This is a genomic window from Acuticoccus sp. (assembly GCF_965213555.1).
Classification (GTDB): domain Bacteria; phylum Pseudomonadota; class Alphaproteobacteria; order Rhizobiales; family Amorphaceae; genus Acuticoccus.
Genome location: NZ_OZ243890.1, coordinates 2,069,297 through 2,092,583, shown reverse-complemented (window position 1 = coordinate 2,092,583; position 23,287 = coordinate 2,069,297). Strand labels below are relative to the sequence as shown.

Sequence of the window (23,287 nt, the reverse complement as noted above, 5' to 3'; positions counted from 1 at the left end):
ACTGCGCGTCAGTGCAGGTAGCCAAGGTCGTGCATCACCCAGGGCAGGGCGAGGCTTGCCTCGTGCCGCGACATGCCAGGACGGATCATGGGGTGGTACAGGACGTTCATCAGCGCCTCGTCGAAGCGCGTGAAGTGGGCAAGGCGCGAGCGGTCGTTGAACACGCTCATGGTGAGCGACACGTCATCGTTCATGGGGCCGAGCCCCTGCAGCACCTCCTCCACGAGGCACCGCGCGAACAGGAAGTCGTCATCGGCGACGATGACGGCGGTCGAGCGCTCGATGCGGCCCGACAGCGTCGACACGCCGACGAGGCATCGCGCGTTCATCGCGATGGCGTCGGCGTTGAGCTCGTGCGCCACAACGTCACTGAAGTCAGCCTCGCGCACGAGGATCACCCGGAAGCTCGCGTCCTGCGTCCGATCGACGACCACCGCGTCGAGGTGGGCGATGCGCGAGGGAAGGCTCCTGAGGAACGCCACCGCGGTCGCCCGGCGGCCGACACCCGAACGGTCCTCCACGGCGAAACGGACCTGTCCGCTGTAACGCTTCACGCGTTCGGCGTCCTGGTGTCCGCCGCCGTACTCCAGGCCAAACACTGTCTTGAAGAATGCACGGCGCAGCTCGCCGGGCTCGACGGGTCCTTCCGCTGCCGTCGCTGGAACGACGCTGGCGATGATGAGGGCTGCGATCAATCCGACGGTCACGCGCATGGGACGCCTCCGGCAACGCGTGCAATCTTGGCGCACCGTCAGTCGACCGGGCAACCAGTATGATCGCCAAGATGTAACTATTGGTTAACCCTTTGTGGCATAGCTGTGGCAGCTTCCGGGGATGCGCCGTGCCCTAGCGCAGGAGCGGCTTGATCTCGTCGGGCATGATGTGCACGACCTGCGCGATCTGTCCGGGGTCGCACTTGTCGCGCAGGACAGCGAACACCGCCCGCGTCGCGGCTTCCGGGTCGACGTCGTCGCGTCGGATGCGCTCGGCGACGCGGGTCAGGAAGGCCGTCTCGTCGCGCTCCTTCTCCGGCGCGCCCGGCGTGAAGGTCTCATAGTACACCCCGCGCACCAGCGTGGGGAGCTGCGCGCCGAGGTGGATCGCCTCCTCCATCGGCATGCGGTCCCGCAGCTGATGCATGACGCCGCGCAGGACCGCGTAGGCCTTCTGCTCGTCGCCCAGCGACAGCGCGCCGTCGATGGCCTTCACCCACTCCTCGAAGTCCTGCACGGCACGGCCGACGATGTTCGGCTGGTCGGACATTCCTGATCCCCCATCATCATGCCGGGGAATACGCCGCCGTGGCAGCTGTTCCTCCCGTAGGCGATCAGGTCGCGTCGGATCCGCGCGTGATCGCCGCCACCCCGGTCCGCGAGACCTCGACGAGGCCGACCGAAGCCATCAGCGCCACGAAGCGCTCGATGTCGGACGTGCTGCCGGTGATCTCGTAGACGAAGGACGTGAGCGTCGCGTCGATGGTGCGCGCGTCGAACGCCTGGGCAAGGCGCATGGCCTCCAGGCGCTGCTCGCCGCGGCCGGCGACCTTGACCAGCGCCAGCTCGCGCTCCACGGCGTCGCGCCGGTCGGCGGTGAGGTCGGCGACGCGATGGACCGGCACGAGGCGCGCAAGCTGGTTCTTGATCTGGTCGATGACCATCGGCGTCCCGGTGGTCACGATGGTGATGCGCGACAACCCGCGCTCGTGCTCCGTCTCCGACACGGTGAGCGAATCGATGTTGTAGCCACGCCCCGAGAAGAGCCCGATCACCCGGGCGAGGACGCCCGGCTCGTTGTCCACGAGCACGGTGATCGTGTGTCTCTCCTTCGCCTCCTCGGGACGCAGCGCCGGCGCGATGCCGATCGGTTGGTTCATGGAGCTTGCCTCGTTGGGGAGCGACGCCGTGCGAGCACGCGAGCCATCCTGAGCGATCGGTCCCGCCCTTCCCCTCTTGCCGCACCGAGGGGACCGAACGGAACCCTTTTCTCGCTCGGCCGGTTTTTCCTCCGATCAACCAACAAGGAGTTCCAACATGGCCCGCACCGCTTTCCTTCTTGCCGCTGCATTCGTCCTGTCCGCCGGGACGGCGCTGGCCCAGGCCGACCGGCCCGTCGTCACGACGGAGACCGACACCAACCGTACGCAAGCCGGTGAAGGCCAGGGCACGACCGCGCTCGACGCCGTCATCCCCGGCGGCAACACCGTGGCCGGAGACACGCAGACGGACCCTGGTGCCACGACCAGCGACCCGGTCGGCTCGAGCGACCCGGCTGAGACCAGCGAGACCAACACCAACCGCGTTGGGCCGTCGCAGTAGCCGGCTCGCACCGCGAGACGACGGGCCGGTACCGCGCGGCCCGTGTTCCGTGACGCATGGGCACGCACGATCCGGAACCGGAGGCCAGTAAGCCGAGTTACCTGCCCGGAGTTGAGGAGATATCTATGCTTCGAGCCATCCTGATCGCCGCTGCTGCCGGCTCGCTCGCCGTCGTGAGTGCGGCGGCGCAGACGACGCCGAGGGACCCTGTCCCGTCCACTGCGGTCAATGAGGCCGAGAACACCATCGACACGCCGGGCGATGTCCAGGAGACGGTGGACGAGACCGACACCGATCGCTTGCAACCCCAGGCGGGAACGGACACCACGCTCGACGTGCCCGTCGTCGGCACCGGCATCGGCACGGGCCTTGGCACCGGCGCGGCGGCGAGCACCCCGCTCGACAGGGACGAGAACACCATCGACACCCCGGGCGACGTGCAGGAGATCGTGGAGGAGACCGACACCGACCGACTGCAGCCGCAGACCCCGGCAGCTCAGTAACGGAACTGACGCAGCACTCGGCGTCACGATGCCGAACGCTTGCCGTTCGGCATCAGCACCTCGATTGAAGCGACGAGGGCGCGGGTACGTTCGGCGGTTGCCGGGCTTGGCCGCGCCCTCGATGCGTTGGACCAGGACGAGGGCGGGGTCGTCACGAGTGGCAGCCCAGCCAATCCGTGGCGGAACTCTTGCGTCGCGAAGCGTCCCTCCGAGCCAGCCAGCGCGGCGACGATCGCGCGAGACCCCGCGCTGCCGGCTTACCATGCCCGATGCGTGACGATCGGGCGTGCAGACGATCCTCAGACGAGCGCGCGGCCGACGTCCTCCAGCGCATCCTCCACCTGCTCGGCCTGCAGGTCGTCCTGCGAGGCGAGCAGGATCTCGTTATGTGCTCGGCCGGACGGGATCATCGGGAAGCAGTTGGCAAGGTTCGCGACGCGGCAGTCCATCAGGACGGGCCCCGGATGCTCGATCATCCCTTCGATCGCGGCGTCGAGCTCGCCAGGGTGGTCGACGCTCATGCCCTTCACGCCGTAGGCCTTGGCGAGCAGCTCGAAGTCGGGCAGCGCGTCGGAGTAGGAGTGCGAGATGCGGTTGCCGTGGTTGAGCTGCTGCCACTGGCGCACCATCCCCATGTGCTGGTTGTTGAGGATGAACACCTTGACCGGCAGGCCGTACTGCATGGCGGTGCCGAGCTCCTGGATGTTCATCTGGATGGACGCGTCGCCGCAGATGCACAGGACGAGCGCGTCGGGGTGCGCGATCTGCGTGCCGATCGCCGCCGGGAGCCCGTAGCCCATGGTGCCGAGCCCGCCCGACGTCATCCACCGGTTCGGCTTGTCGAAGCCATAGAACTGCGCTGCCCACATCTGGTGCTGGCCGACGTCCGTGGTGACGTAGGCGTCGCGATGCTTGGTCAGCTCGTACAGCCGCTCCACGGACTCCTGGGGCATGATGACGTCGGGGCGGGTCGTGTAGGCGAGCGACCTCCTGCCGCGCCACCCCTCGATGTCCGCCCACCAGGGCGCGAGCCGGTCCCGGTCGTGGGGGCCGGACTGGGACCACACCCGCACCATGTCCTCGAGCGCATGGGCCGCGTCGCCGATGATGGGCAGGTCGACGTGGACGTTCTTGTTGATCGAGGACGGGTCGATGTCGACGTGGATCTTGCGTGAGCCCGGCGAGAAGGCGTCGATGCGCCCGGTGATGCGGTCGTCGAAGCGCGCGCCGATGCACACCATGAGGTCGCACCCGTGCATGGCAAGGTTCGCCTCGTAGGTGCCGTGCATGCCGAGCATGCCGAGCCACGAGGGGTGAGTGGAGGGCAGCGCGCCGAGACCCATCAGCGTGGACGTCACCGGGAAGCCGGTGAGGTCGGCCAGCTCGCGCAGGTGGTGCGAGGCCGACGGACCCGAGTTTATCAGCCCGCCGCCGGTGTAGAGGATCGGCCGCGAGGCGGCCTTCATCAGGGCCACCGCCTGGCGGATGCCCTCCATCTCCGGCTTGATCCTGGGCTGGTACGTCTTGTGTCGGGCGCTCCGCGGCGGGTCGTAGCGGCCGGTGGCGATCTGCACGTCCTTCGGGATGTCGACGACCACCGGGCCCGGGCGGCCGGTGGTGGCGACGTAGAACGCCTCGGACAGCACCCGCGGCAGGTCCTCCACCCGGCGCACCAAGTAGTTGTGCTTGGTGCAAGGGCGGGTGATGCCCACCGTGTCGCACTCCTGGAAGGCGTCGGAGCCGATGAGGTGCGTCGGCACCTGACCGGTGATGCAGACCATCGGCACCGAGTCCATCAGCGCGTCGGTGAGCGCGGTGACGACGTTCGTGGCACCCGGACCCGAGGTAACAAGGACGACGCCGGGGCGGCCGGTGGAGCGGGCGTAGCCCTCCGCCATGTGCCCAGCGCCCTGCTCGTGCCGCACCAGGATGTGGCGCACGTCCTCCTGCTGGAAGATCTCGTCGTAGATCGGCAGCACCGCGCCGCCGGGGTAGCCGAAGATGGTGTCGACGCCGTGGTCCCTCAGCGCCTCGATGACCATCTGCGCGCCGCTCATCCGTCCGGTGTTCCGCTCGTCCATGCCCCTACCCGTCCCGTCTTCGCCGTCCTGGCGTGTGACGCCCACCCTGACGGCGGGCAACAAAAAAGGGCCCCGAATGGGACCCATGCTTCGCGCACCACCGTTCCTGGGCCTGCCTCAGACCCCGGTGGTGCGCCCGCCTACGATGAGAAGCTGTGCCATTGTTGCTCCGATGTCGCCTCAAGGCGGTACCACCTTGCGCCGCGCGGCGCAAGGAACTGCGACGCCCACCTCGGAACCCGCGGCGGAGCGTCGCGAGGCGACCTTAATCGTCCCCGACGGCGAACCTAAGCCGGTGTTGCCGCGCCATGCCTGCCGAAGCGGCCAAGCCGGAGATCCGCCATGACCGATACCGCCCACGCGAGCGCGAGCCCACTCGTCGACACGCCGGAACGCTACGGCATCGTCTCCAGAGACTTCCACTGGATGCTGGCGATCCTGATCGTGTACCAGCTCACGACCGCGGCGCTGCATGCCTTCGCTCCCGACACGCCCCTCGAGCGCCTGCTCTTCTCCACGCACTTCTCGATGGGGTTCACCATCCTGACCCTGGGCGTGCTGAGGGTCCTGTGGGCAGCGAGCAGCTACCATCATCGGCCGCCCCACGAGGGACCCCCGTTCGAGCGGTTCAGCGCGACGGTGGGGCAGGTCGTGCTCTACGCCCTTTTGATCGCAGTCCCGTTCCTCGGGTTCATCCTGCTCATCTCGCTCGGCCATGGACTGACCGTCTGGGGGGTCACGCTCATCCCCGAGGGCGGCACCCCCAACGAGGGGCTCGCAAGCCTCGTCGGCTGGGTCCACGTCGCGCTCGGTTGGACCTTCGCCTCGTTCATCGTCGCCCACATCGTGATCGCCCTCGTCCACCACTTCGGCAAGCGCGACCCGACGCTGGAGCGCATGGTGGTCGGACGCAGCGACAAGCCCAGCGATCGCCCAGAAGGCGCACGCCCAGCCGGGTACCTCGGCTAGCGCTCGGTCGGGCTCGCCCCGTTGCCCGGCAGCTCAATGGAGCGCCTCTGCCTCCTCCGGCGTTGCCGCCCTTCTCCAGTGCGCGAAGCGGTGGCGAAACCACGTGTCCTGCCGCTTGGCGTACTGGCGCGTCTGGGTGACGACGCGCTCGACCGCCTCTGCGAGGGGCGTTCGGCCGGCCGCCGCCGCGGCGAGGAGGGCGACGCCGATGGCCTTCATGGCTGGCAGCCGCGAATCGAGGTCACGGCCTGCGAGCGCAGACGCCTCGTCCAACGCGCCCGCCTGTATCATGGCGTCGACGCGCGCCGCGATGGCCGCGCGGATGCTCGTGCGATCGGGCGTTAGGACGAGCGCCACGACGTCGGCACCGAGCGGGAGCACCGCGGGCCCGCGGTCCTCCTGCCACGCCGACAGCGAGCGGCCCGTGCCGTCGACGACCTCCAGCGCCCGCACCACGCGCTGTGGATCGGTGGGCTGCAGCCGCGCTGCCATGGCGGGGTCGCGCCGGGCGAGCTCGGCGTGCAACGCAGCCGCGCCCGCCCTCGCCTGCGCCTCCCGCCACCGTTCGCGCACCGCGCTCGGCACATGCGGGACCGCGGCCAACCCCTCGGTGAGCGCTGCCAGGTAGAGCCCCGTGCCGCCGACCACGATGGGCACGCGTCCCACCCTGCGCGCGTCCGCGATGGCGGTCGCCGCCTCGCTGACGAAGCGCGCCACCGCGTGCGCCGTCGCCGCATCCACGTGGCCGTAGAGCGCGTGCGGCGCGCGCGCCTCGTCGGCCGGCGTCGGCCGCGCGGTCAGCACCCTGAGGTCGCGGTAGACCTGCATGGCGTCGGCGTTGATGATGACGCCGTCGCGCCGTTCGGCGAGGGCGAGCGCGAGGCGGGACTTGCCGGAGGCCGTGGGACCGGCGATGACGATCGCCATGGAACTCCTCGTGACGCTGGTCGCTCCAGGGCCGCTCGACCCGATGGGGGCGGCGCCGTTGGTGGCCGCGTTGTCCGCGCACCGGGCCGAGCGCCTCGGCCCCTGCGCCATGGACCTCCACGTGCGTGGCGTGCGCGAGGACGTGCGAGCGAAGGCCCTCGCCCTGGCCGACGAGGCCGGGCTCGATGCCTTCGTCCAGCCTGCCGAGGGACGGCGCAAGCACCTTCTGATGGCGGACATGGACTCCACGATGATCGAGCAGGAGTGCATCGACGAGCTCGCCGCGGTCCGAGGGCTGAGGGCTGAGGTTGCCGCGATCACCGACCGCGCCATGCGTGGCGAGCTCGACTTCGCTGCCGCGCTCACCGAGCGCGTGGCGCTGTTGAAGGGCGTCCCCGCGGCCGCGATCGACGAGCTCTTGGCAGGTACCATCACAGCCTCGCGGGGCGCCGCCACGCTCGTTGCTGGCGCGAAGGCGCACGGAATGCGCACCGTCCTGGTGTCCGGAGGCTTCCTTCAGTTCGCTGAGCCGGTGGCCGCGCGCCTCGGGATGGACCGCGCCTATGCGAACCGCCTTGTGGTGGAGGACGGCCTCCTTACCGGCGAGGTGGAGCATCCGATCCTCGGCGCGGACGCCAAGCGCGACCGCCTCCTCGCCGAGTGCGAGGCGCTCGGCATCGCGCCGACCGACGCCATCGCAATTGGCGACGGCGCCAACGACTACGCGATGGTGACCGCTGCTGGCCTGGGGATCGCCCATCGTGCCAAGCCGGTGCTGCGTGAGGTGGCCGACGGCGTCGTGCGCCACGGCGACCTCACGAGCGTGCTCCTCGCCATGGGGATCGTGCCGGATGACCGCCGCGATCCGTCATGCCCGGAGCCAAGCCCGAACTTGGTTGGCGCAGCTGCGCCCATCTGACGCGATCATGCGTAAGCCAGCGTCATGTCGAGCGGCGGGCGGTGCCGCCGCTGTGGTCTCAGACGAGGCCCAAGCAGATCGCAAGGACGAACGCCATCGCAGCGGACAGCGTCAAGAGACCCGTTCCACGACCATTCAACGTCAACGAGCGAACCTTCGACATCGCGTCCTCCCAAGGTGTGACTGTTACCGTCAATCGCCTCGACGCAGCTCCGCAATTTAGTGAGCTGCATCAGGATGCGCAACCCAGAAGTTAACGCGAAGCCCGTAGCCACCCTTTGGTACCGATCGTCGCACCTCCCTCGGAAGGATGAATAAGGTATGCGGACGCATGGTGCAGGATGAAGTGTGGCCCGCGGCGGCGACGTTGGTGCGATGAACCGGCCGGAGCGGATCATCGCAGAGCCCATCGCCGTTGCTGCGCCGCGAAGGCCCACGCAGGCGGGAGCGCGGCCCCTTCCTGCGGCCGAGTCCATGCCGCTGGTGCGACGGCTGTGGCGCGAGCATGTGCGGCAGCACCGGGGGCGGCTGGTTCTGGCGCTGGGCGCCATCGGCTTCGTCGCCGCGTCCACCAGCCTCTACCCGCTCATCATCAACTGGGCGTTCACCGCCTTCTCCGAGAAGGACCCGTGGGCGATCACGGTGCTGCCGTGGCTGATCCTCGCTGCCGCATGCGCGAAGGGCGCGTTCACCTACGCACAGGTCGCCCTCACCCAACGCGTGGTGACGCGCGTCGAGACCGACATGCAGCAGCGGCTCTACCGGCACCTGGTGGCCGCCGACCTCGCCCAGATCGGCCGCGAGAGCCCCGGCGCTTGGACGCAGCGCTTCACGACCGATCTCAACTACATGAGGAACGCCCTCGCACGGGTCGTGGCGGTGCTGGTGCGCGACGGGCTGACCATCCTCGCGCTGTTCGCCACCATGATCTACCTCGACTGGGTGCTGTCGCTGATCGCCGCCGTGATCCTGCCGCTGGCGCTGGTCCCCGTGACGCGGATCGGACGGAGGCTGCGGCGCGTGTCGCGCTCCACGCAGGAGCGCACAGGGGCGATGGCGAGCCTCACCACCGAGACCTTCGGCGCGGCGCGCATGGTCAAGACGTATCGGCTGGAGGGTTACCTCGGCACCCGGGCGGACCGCGCGTTCGAGGCGCTGCGCGGCCTGCGCCTCAAGGCGGCGCTGCAGCGGGGGCGGGTGGACCCCATCATGGAGGCGCTCGGCGGCCTCGCCGTCACCGTCATCCTCCTCGTCATCGGCTGGCGCATCCTCGCCGGGCACGCGACGATCGGCGAGTTCACCGGCTTCCTCGGAGCGCTCCTCATCGCTGCGCAGCCGTTGCGCGCGCTCGGCAACCTGAACGCCCTCGTCCAGGAGGGGTTGGCGGCGCTCGGTCGGTACTACGCGGTGCTCGACACCGCTCCCACGGTGCGCGACCGGCCCGGCGCGCGCTCCGCGACGTTCGCCTCGGGTGCGGTGCGCTTCGACGGAGTGAGCTTCGCCTACGCGGCCGCCGCGCCGGCGCTCTTCACCGTCTCGTTCGAGGCGCCCGAGGGCGCGACGACGGCCATCGTCGGGCGCAGCGGGGCGGGCAAGTCCACCGTGTTCAACCTCATCCCGCGGCTCTACGATCCGACGGCCGGCCGCGTTCTCGTTGCGGGCGAGGACGTCGCGGACCTCACCATCGACAGCCTTCGCGAGCGCATCGCGGTCGTCTCGCAGGACGTGATCCTGTTCAACGACACCGTCGCGGCGAACATCGCGCTCGGCCGCCCCGGCGCCTCAGAGGGGGAGATCGAGGCTGCGGCGCGAGCAGCCGGGGCGCACGACTTCATCACGAGCCGCCCGCTCGGCTACGACGCGCCGGCGGGGGAGCGCGGCGGCAACTTCTCCGGTGGCGAGAGGCAGCGCATCGCGCTGGCCCGCGCGTTTGTCAAAGACGCACCGATCCTCCTCCTCGACGAGGCGACCTCGGCGCTCGACGCGGAGTCCGAGGCAGTCGTCCGCGCTGCGCTGTCGCGCCTGTCGGCGGGGCGGACGACCCTCGTCATCGCCCACCGCCTGTCCACGGTGCGCGCCGCGCGCACCATCATCGTCCTCGACGCAGGACGCGTCGCCGAGGTGGGCACCCACGCCGAGCTCGTCGCCGCGGACGGACTCTACGCTCGCTTCCACCGCCTGCAGCTCGCGGACGATTGAGCCACCGCGGCGCCGGGCCGCGGGCGAGTCCCTCGGGCCGCAAACGAGGGAAGCCCGACGACCGCATGGCCGTCGGGCTCCCGAGCGATGGGTCGGTCGAGGATCGGGAACCGGTAGCCCGGCGAGCGCTCGCGCCCGCCGGGCCGTCGGGCCCCGCCTCAGGCGAAGATGAAGTCGTCCACCGTCAAGGTCGTCGTATCGACGCCCGTCACGACGGCGATGACGTTGCCGTCGAGGGAGACCTCCTCTCCGGCGAACGCGAGGTCGTCGAAGTCGGCTCCGTTGAACAACGCGATGACGTCGCGCCCGTCCTGGAAGTCGGTGATCGTGTCGGTGCCGTCGGCGTCGGCCCCATCTTCGCCGTCGAGCACCACGAAAATGTCGCTGCCGCCGCTGCCGATCACCGTATCGTCGCCCTCGCCGCCGAAGATCAGGTCGTCGCCACGACCCCCGAAGAGGATGTCGTCGCCCTCGTCGCCGAACATCTCGTCCGCGCCGTTGCCACCGTCGAGGCTGTCCTTGCCCGCACCACCGCGGACGATGTCAAACCCGGCCCCGCCGAGGGCGACGTCGTTGCCGCTGCCACCCTCGATCACGTCGTCCCCGTTGTTGCCCACGAGCAGGTCGCCACCGTCACCACCGTCGAGCGTGTCACGGTCCTGACCGCCGCTGATGGAGTCGGAGCCGCGGCCCCCGAGCAAGACGTCGTCGTTCCTGGCGCCGAAGAGGCGGTCGTCGCCGTCCCCACCGTTGATGACGTCGTCGCCGGGGCTGCCGCTGAGCGTGTCGTTGCCTGCGCCACCCGTCAGCGTGTCGTCGCCGCGGTTGCCCGCGACCTCGTCGTCCCCGCGGCCGGCGTCGATCACGTCGTCGTTGTTGCCTCCCGCCAGCGAGTCGTCGCCGTCGCCGCCCTCGATGGTGTCGTCGCCACCGGAGCCGCGGATCGTGTCCGGCCCCGCCTCGCCGCGGATGACGCTGCCGGACCCGCTGGCGAACAGCGAGTCGGCGCCGGAGCCGCCGACGACCTCGGCCTCGCCGATCTCGGTGTTGCGGATCTCGATCGTGCCCGGGGCGTCGGGAAGAGGCCCGGCGACGGAGATCGCCTCGCCGGTCGCTGCCTCGTTGAAGGCGATGACGCTCTCGGAGACGGTCAGCGTCCCACCGTCGACGACGTAGATGGCGCCGCCGCCGAGCTCGCCGACGGCGCGGTTGCCGACGAAGGTCGTGTCCTCGACGCTCGCGGTGACGTCGGCGGAGATCCACAGCCCGCCACCCTGGTTCGCAGCGTTGTCCTCGAAGGCACCGTCGGACAGGTCGACGGTGGTACCTGGGTCGGCGGCGTGGACACCGCCGCCGTTGCCCGGCGCGGCGCCGACGAGGTTGCCGGTGAAGGTCGTCCGCTCGAAGGCCGCCGCGGTGCCATCGATGACCTCCGCGCCGCCGCCGGCACGGTTGGCGAAGTTCGCCCGCAGGACGGTGTCCACGACGGTCAGCGTGCCGCCGGCGGACAGGATGCCGCCACCCGACCCCGCAGCGCCCACGGCGAAGTTGCGCAGTAGCGTGCTGTCGACGACGGTCAGCGAGCCGCCGTTGTTGTAGAGCGCGCCACCGCCGTTGTCGGCCTCGCTGCCCGCGGCGTTGTTGGCTGTAAAGGCCGTGTTCACCACGGTCATCTGCGCGCCGGGACCGCCGTTCCAGAAGCCGCCGCCCTCGTTCGCGGCGAAGTTGTTGGTGACGACGCTGTCGGTGATGAACGTCTGCGCGGTGTTGCCCGAGACGTGGATCGCGCCGCCGTTGCCCGGCGCCGGGTCCGACCGGCCGGCGGAGTTGCCTTGGAGCAGCGCGCGGTCGACCTGCAACGACCCGTCGGTGATCTCGATCGCGCCGCCGGCACGGTTCGCCTCGTTGCCGACCATGTTGGTGCCGCTGACCCTGACGCTGCCGCCGACGGTGAGGATGCCGCCGCCCGAGCCCGACGCCCCTTCCGCCCTGTTCTGGGTGATGTCGGTGCCCTCGACGACGAGGTCGCCGCCATCGTTGAAGATGCCTCCACCACCGCCGTCGGCGCCGCGGGTAAAGTTTTGCTCGATCGACGTGGCGGTGACCCTCATCGTCGAGTTGGCCGCGTTCCACAGCGCGCCGCCCTCGGCAGAGGCGACGTTGTCATTGAACCGCGAGTCCGTGATCGTGACGGCCGTGTCGACGCCCTCGGCACCGGTCACGTGGATCGCGCCACCGTTGCCGGGCGCCGGCGCACCGGCCCCAGCGTCGTTCCCGACGAAGTCGCTGAGTCCGACCGTGAGTTGCCCGGTGGTGACCTCGATGGCTCCGCCCGCGCGGTTCGCCGTGTTATACAAGAGGTTGGACTGGTAGAGCTCTGCCTCGCCGCCGTTCAGTAGGATGGCGCCGCCCGATCCCGATGCACCGGTCGCGGCGTTGTTGATGAAGAACGAGGAACCGTCGACGTAGAGGCGTCCGCCGTTGTTGTAGATCGCGCCGCCCCCCTGCTCAGCTCCGTCGCCCCGCGCAGTGTTGAAGTCGAAGTCCGTGGCGCGAACATTGAGGAAGGAGCCGGCGTCGATCCACAGCGCCCCGCCCTCGCTCGCCGCGTCGTTACTACTGAAGTTGGATCCAATGGACACGACGAAGGCGCCGCCGCCGGTGACGTGGAGCGCGCCACCATCTCCCGGGCCGTCCGCGCCTCCCACCGCGGTGTTGACGCTGAAGTTCGCATTATCGAGCAGCACCTGAACTCCGCCGGACGCCTCGATGGCGCCGCCGGCGCGCGTAGCGCTGTTGTTGGCGAAGACGGTGTTCAGAACGCTTAGGACGTCGCCGCCAGCGTTGATCGCTCCTCCCGAGGCGCCGGGGCCGGTCACCACGTTGTTCTCAAACCTCGATTGCGCGACAACGAGGTCCCCGTTGGTGTGCAGGATCGCGCCGCCGCCTTCGCCCGTCGCGTCGAAGCCGTTGCGAAAGTTGATCCCCTCGAACGAGGCGTCGGCGTTGACGTTGAATAGCCTCGTCTGGTTGGCGCCGTTGATGGTGATCGGGGCAAAGAATAACGGCCGCGCGTTGCCGTCGATGTTGATGGCGTCGGTGATGGCGATCTCGCTCGCCAACGTGATCGTACCGCTCACAGCGAACGTGACGGTGTCGAAGCCCGAGGTCGCGTTCGCGCGCTCGATCGCCTCGCGCAGCGACTGGTCGCCCGCCCCGAAGTCGCCGTCGCTCTCGTCAATCAGCGTGTCTACAATGAAGGTCGCCATCGCACTCTCCCTTGGTCCGCTCGTCCGTAAGGGAAGCCGATGCGCCGTCGTTTGAGCGGGTCGTCCATCGAGCTCGGGGGGATCTTACCGGGCAAGCTGTCGGCTCGTCTCTAGCAACCTTCGATTGTGACGTAAAGCTTTTCCCTCAACCCAGCGACGTTTTTTGGTCGTTTGGTTAAAGGAGGATAAGGGGACTCATCCGGTGATCCCCTCCACCGCAGCCACCAGCCGCTCGAGGTCTTCCTCGCGCGACAGCCGGTGGTCGCCGTCCTTCACCAGGGTCAGCACCACGTCGTCGTGGGCCAGGCGGTCGACGAGCTCCAGCGCGTGGGTGTGCGGCACGTCCATGTCCTGGACGCCCTGCAGGATGTGCACCGGGCAGCCTGTTTCGATGGGCGCGTCGCCGTAGACGAGGTGCCGACGCCCGTCCTCGAACAGGCGACGCGTGACCGGGACAGGCTCGCCGTACGCGGACGGCAGGTACGCGACGCCCTCGTCCATGATGCGCTGGCGCACCTCCTCGCTCAACGAGGGCCACATCAGCCGCTCGGTGAAGTCCGCCGCCGGCGCCACGAGGACCAGTCCGGCGAACGGCCGGCCGGCGGCGAGGCGGCGGCGGGCCATCAGGAGCGCGATCCATCCGCCCATGGAGGAGCCCACGGCAACCGTCGGTCCCTGGCACCAGCGCTCGGCGACGGCCTCGGCGTCGGCGAGCCAGTCCGACAGCGCGTGGTCCCCGAACGCGCCGGTCGACGCCCCATGGCCGCGATAGTCGAAGCGCACCACCCGCCGCCCTGCAGCTGCGCCCCATTCGGCAAGCCGGACCGCCTTGCCGCCGGCCATGTCGGAGCGGAAGCCGCCGAGCCACAGGACGGCCGGGTCCCTGCCCTCGGTGACCGCGACGGCGAGCTCACCGTCGCTTAAGGCGATGCGCGTGCTGGTGTCGGTCATCAGGCAACCTCTGCTATGGGGTTGGCGAGCGGCGCGGCCGCCACGACGGGGCGACGATGACTGCGCGGCCGATGACGATCCTGCAAGTTGTGCCGGAGCTCGACACCGGCGGGGCCGAGCGCACCACCCTCGACATCGCCGCCGCCCTGGTCGATGCCGGGGACCGCGCCATCGTCGCCTCCGAGGGCGGCCGGATGGTGGAGGAGCTCGTGGCTCGGGGCGGTGAGCACGTCGTCCTCCCCGTGGCGACGAAGCGCATCCTCACCATGCGCGCCAACGCCGTGCGGCTCTCCGACCTCATGGAGGCGGAGGGCGTCGACATCATCCATGCCCGCTCGCGCGCGCCTGCCTGGTCGGCGCTGTGGGCCGCGTCCTGGAGCTGGCGCCCGCTCGTCACCACCTACCACGGCGCCTACAACGAGGGGAACGCGCTCAAGAACCGGTACAACTCGGTGATGGCGCGCGGCGACGTGGTGATCGCGAACTCGGCCTACACCGCTGGCCTCGTCGCCCACCGCCACCCGTTCGCGCGCGGGCGCATCCTCACCATCCATCGCGGCATCGACCTGTCGGCCTTCGCGGCGGACGCTTCCGCCCGCGCCGCGGCGCTGCGCGCGGCCTGGGGCGTCGAGCCGCACGAGCGGATCGTGCTCAACCTCGCGCGGATGACCTCGTGGAAGGGCCAGCTGGTGCTCCTCGACGCCCTCGACATCCTGCGCGGAGAGCTCGACCGCGGGTGGCTCTGCGTGTTGGCCGGCGACCACCAGGGCCGGACCCGCTACCTGGACGAGGTGATGGCACGCATCGCGGACCTTGCGCTGGAGCATCACGTGCGCGTCGTCGGCCACGTCGACGACGTGCCGGCCGCGCTCGCTGCGTCCGCGCTCGCCGTGCAGCCGTCGACCGAACCGGAGGCCTTCGGCCGGGCGGCGGTGGAGGCGCAGGCGGCCGGCGTCCCGGTGATCGTGTCCGATCACGGGGCGGTGCGCGAGACCGTCCTTGCCCCGCCCGACGTCGCCCGCGACCGGCGCACCGGCTGGCGCGTGCCACCGGGCGACGCCGAGGCGCTGGCCGCCGCGCTGTTCGAGGCGCTCCAGGCGTCCGAGGACACCCGTGCGATGATCGGCGCGCGCGGCCGCGCCCATGCGGAGGCACACTTCTCGCTCGACGGGATGAAGGCCCGGACGCTCAAGGTCTATCGCGACCTTTTGGACAATACGCAGGACGCGCTATATTGAGCTCGCGGGGCGCATGGCCTCGCCGACCGACCAACCATTCGTGGAGTGACCACCATTCGTCGACCGCACCGCGCACCACAACCGGTTCTGAAGCAGGGACCCAGGACCAACCGCGACATCCGCGTCCCCCGCGTCCAACTCGTGGACGGGGACGGCCAGAACCGTGGCGTCATCACCATCGACGACGCGATCCAGCTCGCCGAGAGCGCCGGCCTCGACCTCGTCGAGGTGGCGCCGAACTCCGACCCGCCGGTCTGCAAGATTTTGGACTACGGCCGGTTCAAGTTCCAGACCCAGAAGAAGGCCGCCGAGGCGCGCAAGAAGCAAAAGACCTTCGAGGTCAAAGAGATCAAGATGCGCCCCAACATCGACACGCACGACTACGACGTGAAGATGAGGGCCATCCGCAAGTTCTTCGACGAGGGCGACAAGGTCAAGGTGACGTTGCGGTTCCGCGGGCGCGAGATGGCGCACCAGAACCTCGGCATGGAGCTGCTCGACAAGGTGCGCACCGACACCTCCGAGATCGCGAAGGTCGAGGCAGAGCCGAAGCTCGAGGGCCGGCAGATGGTCATGGTGCTTGCACCGACGCAGCCCCGCCCGGCGGCCTGACGCGACGGCGCCTTACCGTCCCTGCCGCTCGTCAGGTCGCGGCTTCATTTACCGCAACCTGACGAGCGCCCGGCCCCCGCTCAGCGCGCCAGGATCTTGAGGACACGCAGGAGCAGCCACACCGGCACGACGATCACCGCGCCGACCAGCATGATCTCGACCGCCTGCTCGATGGAGCCGAGGCCGAGGTTGGTCAGCGCGCGGAAGCGGGTGTCGAGCCAGTTGATGACGTCGTTGGGGTTGACGTCGAGCACGGTCAGGATGACGCCGACGACGAACGACATGACGAGGAGGCGCACCAGGACGCCGAGCGGCGAGCCGCCGAGGACCCGCTCCGTGGGACTGATCCGCTTGTCGTACTCGCTCATCGCACCCTCCGCACACTCCTCAAATATAGGCGCGGCGCCTGACCGTGCCAGCGCGCGCCTTCACCCTGACCGGGCAGCGCCCTAGAAGGAGCGGGTCGACGGCGCCGGGAGGAACGAATGTCACACGAACCGCTTTGGCGCCCAACCGCGCCGGAGGCGACCGCGATGGCCGCGCTCGTCCGCGCCGCCTCCGAGCGCTCCGATCGCCCGCTCGGCGACTTCCGCGACCTGCACGCGTGGTCCGTCGCGGAGCCGGCCGCGTTCTGGTCGCTCGTGTGGGACGAGGCGGCCCTCATCGGCGACAAGGGCGAGCCCGCGAGCGCCGGCGCCTTGCCGATGGCAGGCGGACAGTTCTTCCCGAACGGCACCATCAACTACGCGCAGAACTGCCTCGCCGGGCCGGACGAGGCGGAGGCGATCGTCTTCCGCGGTGAGGACAAGGCGGACCTGCGCCTCACCAGGGGAGAGCTCAAGGCGCACGTGGCGCGCCTTGCTGCGTTCCTCGCCGCGGCGGGCGTCGGTCCTGGCGACCGGGTCGCGGCGATGCTGCCCAACATGCCCCAGGCGGTGGCGGCGTGCCTCGCCACCGCCTCGCTCGGCGCGATCTTCTCGTCCTGCTCGCCCGACTTCGGCGAGCGCGGCGTGCTCGACCGCTTCGGCCAGATCGAGCCCAAGGCGTTCCTCGCTTGCGATGGCTACTGGTACGGCGGCAAGCCCATCGACGTCTCCGCGAAGGTCGCGGCCATCGTCGAGGCGCTGGCACCTTCCACGGTCGTCATCGTTGCCTACCTCGACGACATCCGCGCCGAGGAGCTCGCCGAGAAGGTGGGCGGGACGCTCTACGACACCGTCGTCGGTGAGCGCACGGAGGCCGAGCCCACCTACGAGCCGGCGGCGTTCAACGAGCCCGGCTTCATCCTCTTCTCGTCGGGCACCACGGGCGTGCCGAAGTGCATCGTCCACTCGGTCGGCGGACCGCTCATTCAGCTCGTCAAGGAGCACCGCTACCACGCGTCCATCGCGCCGGGCGACCGCGTGTTCTACTTCACCACCTGTGGCTGGATGATGTGGAACTGGCTCGTCACCGCGCTTGCCTCGGGTGCGACGCTGATCCTCTACGACGGCTCGCCCTTCGCCCCCTCCCCTCGCGTGCTCTGGGACCTCGCCGAGGCCGAGCGCGTGACGCACTTCGGTGCGAGCGCGAAGTACATCGATGCCCTGCGTAAGGAGGGGCTGCGGCCGGTCGAAACGCACGACCTGTCCGCCCTCGAGGTCGTCCTGTCCACCGGCTCGCCGCTCGCCCCGGACTCCTTCCGATGGGTGTACGAGGCCGTGAAGGGGGACGTGCACCTCGCCTCGATCTCGGGAGGCACGGACATCGTGAGCTGCTTCGTCCTCGGCGTGCCGACGCTCCCCGTCTACGCCGGCGAGATCCAGGGTCCCGGGCTCGGCATGGCGGTGGACGTGGCAGGCGAGGACGGCCAGCACCTGGCCTCGGGCAAGGGTGAGCTCGTGTGCCGCCGCCCGTTCCCCTCGATGCCGGTGATGTTCTGGAACGACCCGGACGGCGAGAAGTACCGCGCCGCCTACTTCGACAGGTTCGAGGGCGTGTGGTGCCACGGCGACTTCGCCGAGTGGACCATGCACGGCGGCATGGTGATCCACGGCCGCTCGGACGCGACGCTCAACCCTGGCGGGGTGCGCATTGGCACCGCCGAGATCTACGCCCAGGTGGAGCAGATCGAGGAGGTGCTGGAGGCCCTCGCCATCGGCCAGACCATCGACGATGACGTGCGCGTCGTCCTGTTCGTGCGCCTCGCCGAGGGGGCGAGGCTCTCCGAGGAGATCGTTCGCCGCATCAAGGCGCAGATCCGCGAGGGCGCCTCGCCGCGCCACGTCCCCGCGAAGGTCGTGGCCGTCGCCGACATCCCGCGCACCAAGTCCGGCAAGATCACCGAGCTCGCGGTCCGCGACGTGGTGCACGGGCGCGAGGTCAAGAACAAGGAAGCGCTCGCCAACCCCGAGGCGCTCGCGCACTTCGCCGACCGGCCCGAGCTCGCGAGCTGACGCGACGCTCGGTCCTTGGGCGCGCGCGGAACGGATGAGGGGACGTCGCCGCTGACTGCTCCGAAGGCGGGAGGGGATCCTCCCCGGCCATGGATGGAGCGCACCATGCCCGAGATCTCAGACGCGAAGATCGCGATCCTTGCCACCGATGGGTTTGAGAAGTCCGAGCTGTTCGAGCCGAAGCGTCAGCTCCAGGAGGCCGGTGCGACGGTGGTCGTCGTGGCGGCCCGAGGCGGGCACGATCAGGAGCTGGGACGAGACCGACTGGGGCGAAGCGGTGGCGGTTGACGCAACGTTGGACAGCGTCAGCCCATCCGACTTCGACGCCCTCGTGCTGCCCGGCGGACAGATCAACCCCGACGTCCTGCGCACCGACGAGGACGCAGTGACCTTCATCCGCGACTTCTTCAACACCGGCAAGCCGCTCGCTGCCATCTGCCACGCGCCTTGGCACCTCGTCGAGGCGGGCATCGTCGCGGGACGCGACGTGACGTCCTACCACTCGATCCGCACGGACGTGACCAACGTGGGAGGCCGATGGCACGACCGCGCGGTGGTGACGGACCGGGGCGCTCATCACCTCCCGCAAACCCCGGCGACCTCGACGCCTTCATCGCCAAGATCGTCGAGGAGGTCCGCGAGGGTCGCCACCAGCGCGCCGCGGCCTGACGCACGGCAGGGCGCCCACGGCGGGCGCCCTGCAAACCTCAGCTCATCAACCTCGCATCGAGCTCGATGGGGGCGGCGATCGCCTTGGACAGCGGACAGTTCTCCTTCGCCGAGCTCGCGATCTTCTGAAACTCCTCGTCCGACAGTCCTGGGACGTCCGCGACGAGCGAGAGGTGGATCTTGGAGATCGCGAAGCCCCCCTCGACCTGATCGAGCTGCACGCTCGCCTTCGTCTCGGCGCGCTGCGGCGGGTGCCCCGCGCCGGCGAGCTCGTGGCTGACCGCCATGGTGAAGCACGCCGCGTGGGCGGCCCCGAGGAGCTCCTCGGGGTTGGTGCCGCTGGTGCCGTCCTCGAACCGCGTGTTGAACGAGTACGGGGTCTGCGACAGCCCTCCCATCTCGGTGGACACCGTCCCCGATCCGTCCTTGAGGGCGCCCTGCCAAGCGGCGGATGCGGTGCGTTTCATGGTTGTCCTCCGTGTTGCCGCGGCGCGCGGCTGCTTCATCCGTGAACAAGTAACGCAGTTTACCAAGCTCGTCGCCACCGCACGGTTCGCCGCTCGACGCGACACGCCTATGCCCGCGGTCCCTTGTCCGATGCGGCGGAGTGACCTACGCTGCCGTCAAATCGGCCACCGGCCGAGAGCAAAACAAGACTACGGGGAGGAAGTCCATGAACGCCAGATCGGTGTTGACGCTCGCGTTGTCGACGACGTTGGCCGCATCGCTTTGCACGCTGTTGCCGGACGCGGCGACCGCGCGGACGCTGAAGCTGCAGACAAGCTCGAACGCGAGCCACTTCAGCCTGCAGTACTTGCGTGAGAAGTGGCTGCCGAAGCTGACGACGATGACCGAAGGAGAGCTCGAGATCGAGTTCCTGCCCATCGAGTCGGTGGTCGGTCACCGTGAGACCCCTGAGGCCATCCAGGTCGGCATCCTAGACGGCGACTACACGGCGACCGCCTACTTTGCAGGGACGGACCCTGCTTTCGCCCTGATGGGCGACCTCATCGCCGGTTACGACAGTCCCGAGCAGGTTTGGAACTTCTGCCAGCGCGAGGGCGGCAGGGAGGTCCTACAAAAGCTCTATGACGAGTACTTCCCGGGCGTCCACGTCGTCGCCTGCGGCGCGTACTCGAGGGAAGCGTTCGTGTCGACGGTGCCCATCGAGAAGGTCAGCGACCTCGAGGGCAAGAAGATCCGCTCGCCCGAGGGCCTCGCCGCGGACGTCTTCCGCCGTGCGGGCGCCGCACCGGTCGCGCTGCCGGCGTCGGAGACATACGGGGCGCTGGAGCGGCGCGTGATCGACGCGGCGGACAACTCCGCCTACGTCAACAACGACGCGAACGGGATGCACAAGATCGCCAAGTACCCGATCTACCCGGGCATCCACTCGATGCCGACCCTGCAGCTCACGTTCAACCAGGAAGTCTGGGACTCCCTGACTGATGCGCAGCGGACCATCATCGAGGTGTGGTGGGAGGCGGCGTACATGGATCTCACCCGCGAGGTGCGCCAGCAGGACCTCACGCTCGTCTCACGGGACCGGGCGGACAGCGACCTCACGATCATCGACTGGCCCCAGGCCGAGCGCGACAAGTTCCGTGAGATCGCGACGGAGGCTTGGAAGGACTTCGCCGCCGGCTCCGAGCTCGCCCAGGAGGCCTACGACACGCACATCGCTTACATGAAGAAGGCGGGGCTGCTGTCGGCCGACTTCGGCAGCCAGTGATCGCGCCCGCCGAGGCCCGCGCCGCATCAACCTGAGGCCGACGCACGGGCGGCGGGGCGCCTGCCCCCGCCGTCGCCGATGCGGCGGTGCACGTCCTGCTCGGCGCTGCCGAGGCCTGCGTTGGCACGCCGGCCTGCGTGGTCCGCCGAGGTCGACGAGACCCGAAGGTCGAGCCCATAGGGGCGCCGCACCCTTGAAGGGGACGACACCATGGCCACCGACACCGAGCGCCGCCTCGCGGGCGCCCCCCTCGAGGTCGATGAAGCCGACCCGCTTCGCCGCGCCGACGACGTGGCCGTCCGCTACGGCCCCGTCGACCACGTCAGCCACTTCGTGGGCATCGCGGTTTCGACGCTCTACATGGTCGCCGCGGGCGTCACGCTCTACGAGGTGTTCGCACGCTACCTGTTGAACGCCCCGACGCTGTGGGCCTTCGAGCTCGTCCTCGTCCTCGTCGGCACAGCGTGGATGCTGTCGTCCGGCTACATCACGCTGAAGGGTCGCCACATCGCGATCACGGTGATCCACTCGATGGTGTCGCCGCGCACGAGGTGGTGGCTCGACCTCTTCGCCATGCTCGTCGGCGTCCTCGCGCTCTACCTCCTGCTCTCCGACGCGGCGCTGCGCGGCTACAACGCCATCCTGCGCGTGGAGCGGACCGGCTCGCCGTTCAACTCGCCGATGCCGATGATGTTCAAGGTGCTGCTCGCCGCGGGCGCCTTCCTGTACCTCACCCAGCTCACGGTGAACCTCTACCGGCACGTGACGAGCCGTGCGGCGCGGTTCGCGGTGTCGCTCCTCGCGCTCTTCATGGTCGTCTACTTCGGTGCCCAGGCGCTCGCCGTCTTCCTCGGCGAGACGGAGGGCGTCGGCCCCATGGTGACTGGGCTCAGCCAAGCCTTCACCTCCATCGGCGCGGCGCTCGACCCGTCCGACGTCCTGCAGATGCGGTCCTACGACCTTGGGACGATCTCCGTCATCATGGTGGTCCTCCTCATCGGCCTCATGATGACCGGGATGCCGCTCGGCATCGTGACGCTCATCGTCTCGGTCATCATGGCGATGTCGTTCTTCGGTCCCGACGGGCTCTACCTCGTGGCGCAGAACGCGGTGAAGCTGCTCGAGAATTACCCGCTCGTGGCTGTGCCGTTCTTCGTCCTCATGGCCTCGATCCTGGAGCGCGCGGGCATCGCCGAGGACCTGTTCGACGCGATGAGCGTGTTCGCCGGCAACTTCCGCGGCGGCGTCGCGGTGCAGACCACGGTGGTCGCCGTCATCCTCGCGGCGATGAGCGGTGTGATGGGCGGCGAGATCGTCATGCTCGGCCTCGTCGCGCTGCCGCAGCTCTTCCGCCTCGGCTACGACCGCAAGCTGTCCATCGGGCTGATCTGCGCGTCCGGGGCGCTGGCGACGCTGATCCCGCCGTCGATCATCATGATCGTCTACGGCCTGTCGGCGGAGGTCGGCATCGGTGACCTCTTCATGGCGGGTGCGACGCCGGGGCTGATGCTCGCCGTGTTCTACGCGGGCTACGTGCTCGTGCGCGTGAACATCGATCACAAGCTCGCGCCCACCGCGGCGGAGGTCGCCGCGATGTCGGGCGAACGCGGCGGGCTCAACACCCACCGCATCGTCGCGGTGGTGCTGTGCATCCTCCTCATCGCGGCCGTGATGGGCTCGATCTACGGCGGCGTCGCCTCGGTGACCGAAGCCGCCTCGGTGGGCTGCCTCGGCGCGCTGGTGGTGGCGGCGGTGCGCAACGAGTTCCGCTGGAACGTCATCACCGCGGCGCTGCTCGGCACGATGACCACGGTCGGCACCATCATCTGGCTGATCCTCGGCGCGGTGTCCTTCGTCGGCATCTTCAACCTCGTCGGTGGCGCCCGCTTCATGGAGTCGCTGTTCCTCGACCTCGGCCTGCCGGCGCTCGGCGTCATCCTCGCCATGATGGCGATCCTGGTGGTGCTCGGCACCTTCATGGAGTGGATCGCCATCGTCTTCATCACGGTGCCGGTGTTCGCCCCGGTCGTGGAGACGCTGGCGCCCGAGCTCGGCCTCACCGTCGATCAGGCGAAGGTCTGGTTCGGGATCCTGTTCGTGATGAACATCCAGATCTACTTCCTGTCGCCACCGTTCGGTCCGGCCTGCTTCTGGCTGAAGTCGGTGGCGCCACCGGACGTGACGCTGCAGGAGATCTACCTGTCGGTCCTGCCGTTCATCGTGCTGCAGATCATCGGCCTCGCCCTCGTCCTGTTCTACCCCCAGATCGCGCTATGGCTGCCCGAGTACCTGTCCGGCTGACCGGCGTGATGCCCTTTGGAGAAGTTCTATGATCGGACGCGACACCCGCGAGGACATGGACCGCTACGGCCTCGCACCGTGGATCCTCGGCCTCGTCCTTGCCGGCGGCCTCTCCTACGTCATGTTCGTGTTCGCGTTGCCGATCGGCCGCTAACCCAGTGGCACAG

Annotated in this window: 20 protein-coding genes and 1 pseudogene; 12 read left to right on the top strand and 9 right to left on the bottom strand. The window is 69.3% G+C overall.

All coding sequences use genetic code 11. The annotated features are described in order from the left end of the window. Positions 1 to 8: 8 nt before the first annotated feature. The 3 genes from ACOOE8_RS09935 to ilvN form a co-directional block, all read right to left on the bottom strand. The gene (locus ACOOE8_RS09935) at positions 9 to 713 is read right to left on the bottom strand and encodes a DUF2927 domain-containing protein (RefSeq protein WP_420391321.1); all 705 of its coding nucleotides are present in this window, start codon (positions 711 to 713) and stop codon (positions 9 to 11) included. 133 nt (positions 714 to 846) lie between these two features. After that, positions 847 to 1,263, bottom strand: coding sequence for a DUF2267 domain-containing protein (locus tag ACOOE8_RS09930; protein ID WP_420391320.1), 417 nt, complete (start codon positions 1,261 to 1,263; stop codon positions 847 to 849). Between the two features lie 64 nt (positions 1,264 to 1,327). Next, entirely contained in the window at positions 1,328 to 1,873 is a 546-nt protein-coding gene (gene ilvN, locus ACOOE8_RS09925; RefSeq protein WP_420391319.1) for an acetolactate synthase small subunit, read from the bottom strand. Between the two features lie 157 nt (positions 1,874 to 2,030). On the opposite strand from ilvN, the gene ACOOE8_RS09920 reads away from it, so the two are divergent. After that, the gene (locus ACOOE8_RS09920) at positions 2,031 to 2,315 is read left to right on the top strand and encodes a hypothetical protein (protein ID WP_420391318.1); all 285 of its coding nucleotides are present in this window, start codon (positions 2,031 to 2,033) and stop codon (positions 2,313 to 2,315) included. Between the two features lie 125 nt (positions 2,316 to 2,440). Then, complete coding sequence (locus ACOOE8_RS09915; protein WP_420391317.1) at positions 2,441 to 2,818, top strand: hypothetical protein; 378 nt, start codon at positions 2,441 to 2,443, stop codon at positions 2,816 to 2,818. 299 nt (positions 2,819 to 3,117) lie between these two features. On the opposite strand, the gene ACOOE8_RS09910 is transcribed toward ACOOE8_RS09915, so the two are convergent. Then, positions 3,118 to 4,899: an acetolactate synthase 3 large subunit gene (locus ACOOE8_RS09910; protein ID WP_420391316.1), complete on the bottom strand. Its 1,782-nt coding sequence runs from the start codon at positions 4,897 to 4,899 to the stop codon at positions 3,118 to 3,120. Between the two features lie 342 nt (positions 4,900 to 5,241). Between ACOOE8_RS09910 and ACOOE8_RS09905 the strand changes: the two genes are divergently transcribed. Next, the gene (locus tag ACOOE8_RS09905) at positions 5,242 to 5,868 is read left to right on the top strand and encodes a cytochrome b (RefSeq protein ID WP_420391315.1); all 627 of its coding nucleotides are present in this window, start codon (positions 5,242 to 5,244) and stop codon (positions 5,866 to 5,868) included. Positions 5,869 to 5,901: 33 nt separating this feature from the next. Here the strand turns inward: ACOOE8_RS09905 and miaA are convergent, their stop codons facing one another. Continuing rightward, complete coding sequence (gene miaA, locus ACOOE8_RS09900) at positions 5,902 to 6,795, bottom strand: tRNA (adenosine(37)-N6)-dimethylallyltransferase MiaA (protein ID WP_420391314.1); 894 nt, start codon at positions 6,793 to 6,795, stop codon at positions 5,902 to 5,904. Between miaA and serB the strand changes: the two genes are divergently transcribed. Together serB and ACOOE8_RS09890 are read left to right on the top strand one after the other, a co-directional pair. Further along, positions 6,782 to 7,714, top strand: coding sequence for a phosphoserine phosphatase SerB (gene serB, locus ACOOE8_RS09895; RefSeq protein ID WP_420391313.1), 933 nt, complete (start codon positions 6,782 to 6,784; stop codon positions 7,712 to 7,714). The two genes, miaA and serB, sit on opposite strands and share 14 nt — an antisense overlap. Positions 7,715 to 8,188: 474 nt before the next feature. After that, complete coding sequence (locus tag ACOOE8_RS09890) at positions 8,189 to 9,913, top strand: ABC transporter ATP-binding protein (protein WP_420394677.1); 1,725 nt, start codon at positions 8,189 to 8,191, stop codon at positions 9,911 to 9,913. 158 nt (positions 9,914 to 10,071) lie between these two features. On the opposite strand, the gene ACOOE8_RS09885 is transcribed toward ACOOE8_RS09890, so the two are convergent. After that, entirely contained in the window at positions 10,072 to 13,182 is a 3,111-nt protein-coding gene (locus ACOOE8_RS09885; protein WP_420391312.1) for a hypothetical protein, read from the bottom strand. 195 nt (positions 13,183 to 13,377) lie between these two features. After that, a complete protein-coding gene (locus ACOOE8_RS09880) occupies positions 13,378 to 14,133 on the bottom strand; it encodes an alpha/beta hydrolase (RefSeq protein WP_420391311.1) in 756 nt (251 codons plus the stop codon). A gap of 56 nt (positions 14,134 to 14,189) precedes the next feature. Between ACOOE8_RS09880 and ACOOE8_RS09875 the strand changes: the two genes are divergently transcribed. Both ACOOE8_RS09875 and infC read left to right on the top strand, forming a co-directional pair. After that, positions 14,190 to 15,371 carry a glycosyltransferase family 4 protein gene (locus ACOOE8_RS09875; protein WP_420391310.1) on the top strand — a complete coding sequence of 394 codons (1,182 nt, stop codon included), beginning with the start codon at positions 14,190 to 14,192 and terminating at the stop codon, positions 15,369 to 15,371. A 54-nt stretch (positions 15,372 to 15,425) separates the two neighbouring features. Then, entirely contained in the window at positions 15,426 to 15,983 is a 558-nt protein-coding gene (gene infC / locus ACOOE8_RS09870) for a translation initiation factor IF-3 (RefSeq protein ID WP_420394676.1), read from the top strand. A gap of 80 nt (positions 15,984 to 16,063) precedes the next feature. Here the strand turns inward: infC and ACOOE8_RS09865 are convergent, their stop codons facing one another. Continuing rightward, positions 16,064 to 16,351, bottom strand: a complete 288-nt coding sequence (locus ACOOE8_RS09865; RefSeq protein WP_420391309.1) for a DUF6460 domain-containing protein — start codon at positions 16,349 to 16,351, stop codon at positions 16,064 to 16,066. A gap of 117 nt (positions 16,352 to 16,468) precedes the next feature. Here ACOOE8_RS09865 and ACOOE8_RS09860 point away from each other — a divergent pair, with 117 nt between their 5' ends. Together ACOOE8_RS09860 and ACOOE8_RS09855 are read left to right on the top strand one after the other, a co-directional pair. Next, positions 16,469 to 18,418, top strand: a complete 1,950-nt coding sequence (locus ACOOE8_RS09860) for an acetoacetate--CoA ligase (protein WP_420391308.1) — start codon at positions 16,469 to 16,471, stop codon at positions 18,416 to 18,418. Positions 18,419 to 18,523: 105 nt separating this feature from the next. Next, positions 18,524 to 19,087: pseudogene (locus ACOOE8_RS09855) on the top strand (type 1 glutamine amidotransferase domain-containing protein). 38 nt (positions 19,088 to 19,125) lie between these two features. Here ACOOE8_RS09855 and ACOOE8_RS09850 read toward each other — a convergent pair. Continuing rightward, complete coding sequence (locus ACOOE8_RS09850) at positions 19,126 to 19,554, bottom strand: OsmC family protein (RefSeq protein WP_420391307.1); 429 nt, start codon at positions 19,552 to 19,554, stop codon at positions 19,126 to 19,128. 206 nt (positions 19,555 to 19,760) lie between these two features. Between ACOOE8_RS09850 and ACOOE8_RS09845 the strand changes: the two genes are divergently transcribed. From ACOOE8_RS09845 to ACOOE8_RS09835, 3 genes are all read left to right on the top strand, one after another. Further along, the gene (locus ACOOE8_RS09845) at positions 19,761 to 20,819 is read left to right on the top strand and encodes a TRAP transporter substrate-binding protein (RefSeq protein ID WP_420391306.1); all 1,059 of its coding nucleotides are present in this window, start codon (positions 19,761 to 19,763) and stop codon (positions 20,817 to 20,819) included. 210 nt (positions 20,820 to 21,029) lie between these two features. Next, positions 21,030 to 23,120 carry a TRAP transporter large permease subunit gene (locus tag ACOOE8_RS09840; RefSeq protein ID WP_420391305.1) on the top strand — a complete coding sequence of 697 codons (2,091 nt, stop codon included), beginning with the start codon at positions 21,030 to 21,032 and terminating at the stop codon, positions 23,118 to 23,120. Positions 23,121 to 23,148: 28 nt separating this feature from the next. Beyond that, the gene (locus ACOOE8_RS09835; protein ID WP_420391304.1) at positions 23,149 to 23,274 is read left to right on the top strand and encodes a hypothetical protein; all 126 of its coding nucleotides are present in this window, start codon (positions 23,149 to 23,151) and stop codon (positions 23,272 to 23,274) included. Positions 23,275 to 23,287 lie beyond the last annotated feature (13 nt).

What these genes read in the sequence shown, in the direction of transcription:
- ACOOE8_RS09835 (WP_420391304.1), top strand. Translation starts at nt 23,149, where the DNA reads ATGATCGGACGCGACACCCGCGAGGACATGGACCGCTACGGCCTCGCA.
- ACOOE8_RS09915 (WP_420391317.1), top strand. Translation starts at nt 2,441, where the DNA reads ATGCTTCGAGCCATCCTGATCGCCGCTGCTGCCGGCTCGCTCGCCGTC.
- miaA (WP_420391314.1), bottom strand. Translation starts at nt 6,795, where the DNA reads ATGGCGATCGTCATCGCCGGTCCCACGGCCTCCGGCAAGTCCCGCCTC.
- ACOOE8_RS09910 (WP_420391316.1), bottom strand. Translation starts at nt 4,899, where the DNA reads ATGGACGAGCGGAACACCGGACGGATGAGCGGCGCGCAGATGGTCATC.
- ACOOE8_RS09840 (WP_420391305.1), top strand. Translation starts at nt 21,030, where the DNA reads ATGGCCACCGACACCGAGCGCCGCCTCGCGGGCGCCCCCCTCGAGGTC.
- ACOOE8_RS09885 (WP_420391312.1), bottom strand. Translation starts at nt 13,182, where the DNA reads ATGGCGACCTTCATTGTAGACACGCTGATTGACGAGAGCGACGGCGAC.
- ACOOE8_RS09865 (WP_420391309.1), bottom strand. Translation starts at nt 16,351, where the DNA reads ATGAGCGAGTACGACAAGCGGATCAGTCCCACGGAGCGGGTCCTCGGC.
- ACOOE8_RS09875 (WP_420391310.1), top strand. Translation starts at nt 14,190, where the DNA reads ATGACTGCGCGGCCGATGACGATCCTGCAAGTTGTGCCGGAGCTCGAC.
- serB (WP_420391313.1), top strand. Translation starts at nt 6,782, where the DNA reads ATGACGATCGCCATGGAACTCCTCGTGACGCTGGTCGCTCCAGGGCCG.
- ACOOE8_RS09860 (WP_420391308.1), top strand. Translation starts at nt 16,469, where the DNA reads ATGTCACACGAACCGCTTTGGCGCCCAACCGCGCCGGAGGCGACCGCG.
- ACOOE8_RS09920 (WP_420391318.1), top strand. Translation starts at nt 2,031, where the DNA reads ATGGCCCGCACCGCTTTCCTTCTTGCCGCTGCATTCGTCCTGTCCGCC.
- ACOOE8_RS09930 (WP_420391320.1), bottom strand. Translation starts at nt 1,263, where the DNA reads ATGTCCGACCAGCCGAACATCGTCGGCCGTGCCGTGCAGGACTTCGAG.
- ilvN (WP_420391319.1), bottom strand. Translation starts at nt 1,873, where the DNA reads ATGAACCAACCGATCGGCATCGCGCCGGCGCTGCGTCCCGAGGAGGCG.
- ACOOE8_RS09890 (WP_420394677.1), top strand. Translation starts at nt 8,189, where the DNA reads ATGCCGCTGGTGCGACGGCTGTGGCGCGAGCATGTGCGGCAGCACCGG.
- ACOOE8_RS09880 (WP_420391311.1), bottom strand. Translation starts at nt 14,133, where the DNA reads ATGACCGACACCAGCACGCGCATCGCCTTAAGCGACGGTGAGCTCGCC.
- ACOOE8_RS09905 (WP_420391315.1), top strand. Translation starts at nt 5,242, where the DNA reads ATGACCGATACCGCCCACGCGAGCGCGAGCCCACTCGTCGACACGCCG.
- ACOOE8_RS09935 (WP_420391321.1), bottom strand. Translation starts at nt 713, where the DNA reads ATGCGCGTGACCGTCGGATTGATCGCAGCCCTCATCATCGCCAGCGTC.
- ACOOE8_RS09845 (WP_420391306.1), top strand. Translation starts at nt 19,761, where the DNA reads ATGAACGCCAGATCGGTGTTGACGCTCGCGTTGTCGACGACGTTGGCC.
- ACOOE8_RS09850 (WP_420391307.1), bottom strand. Translation starts at nt 19,554, where the DNA reads ATGAAACGCACCGCATCCGCCGCTTGGCAGGGCGCCCTCAAGGACGGA.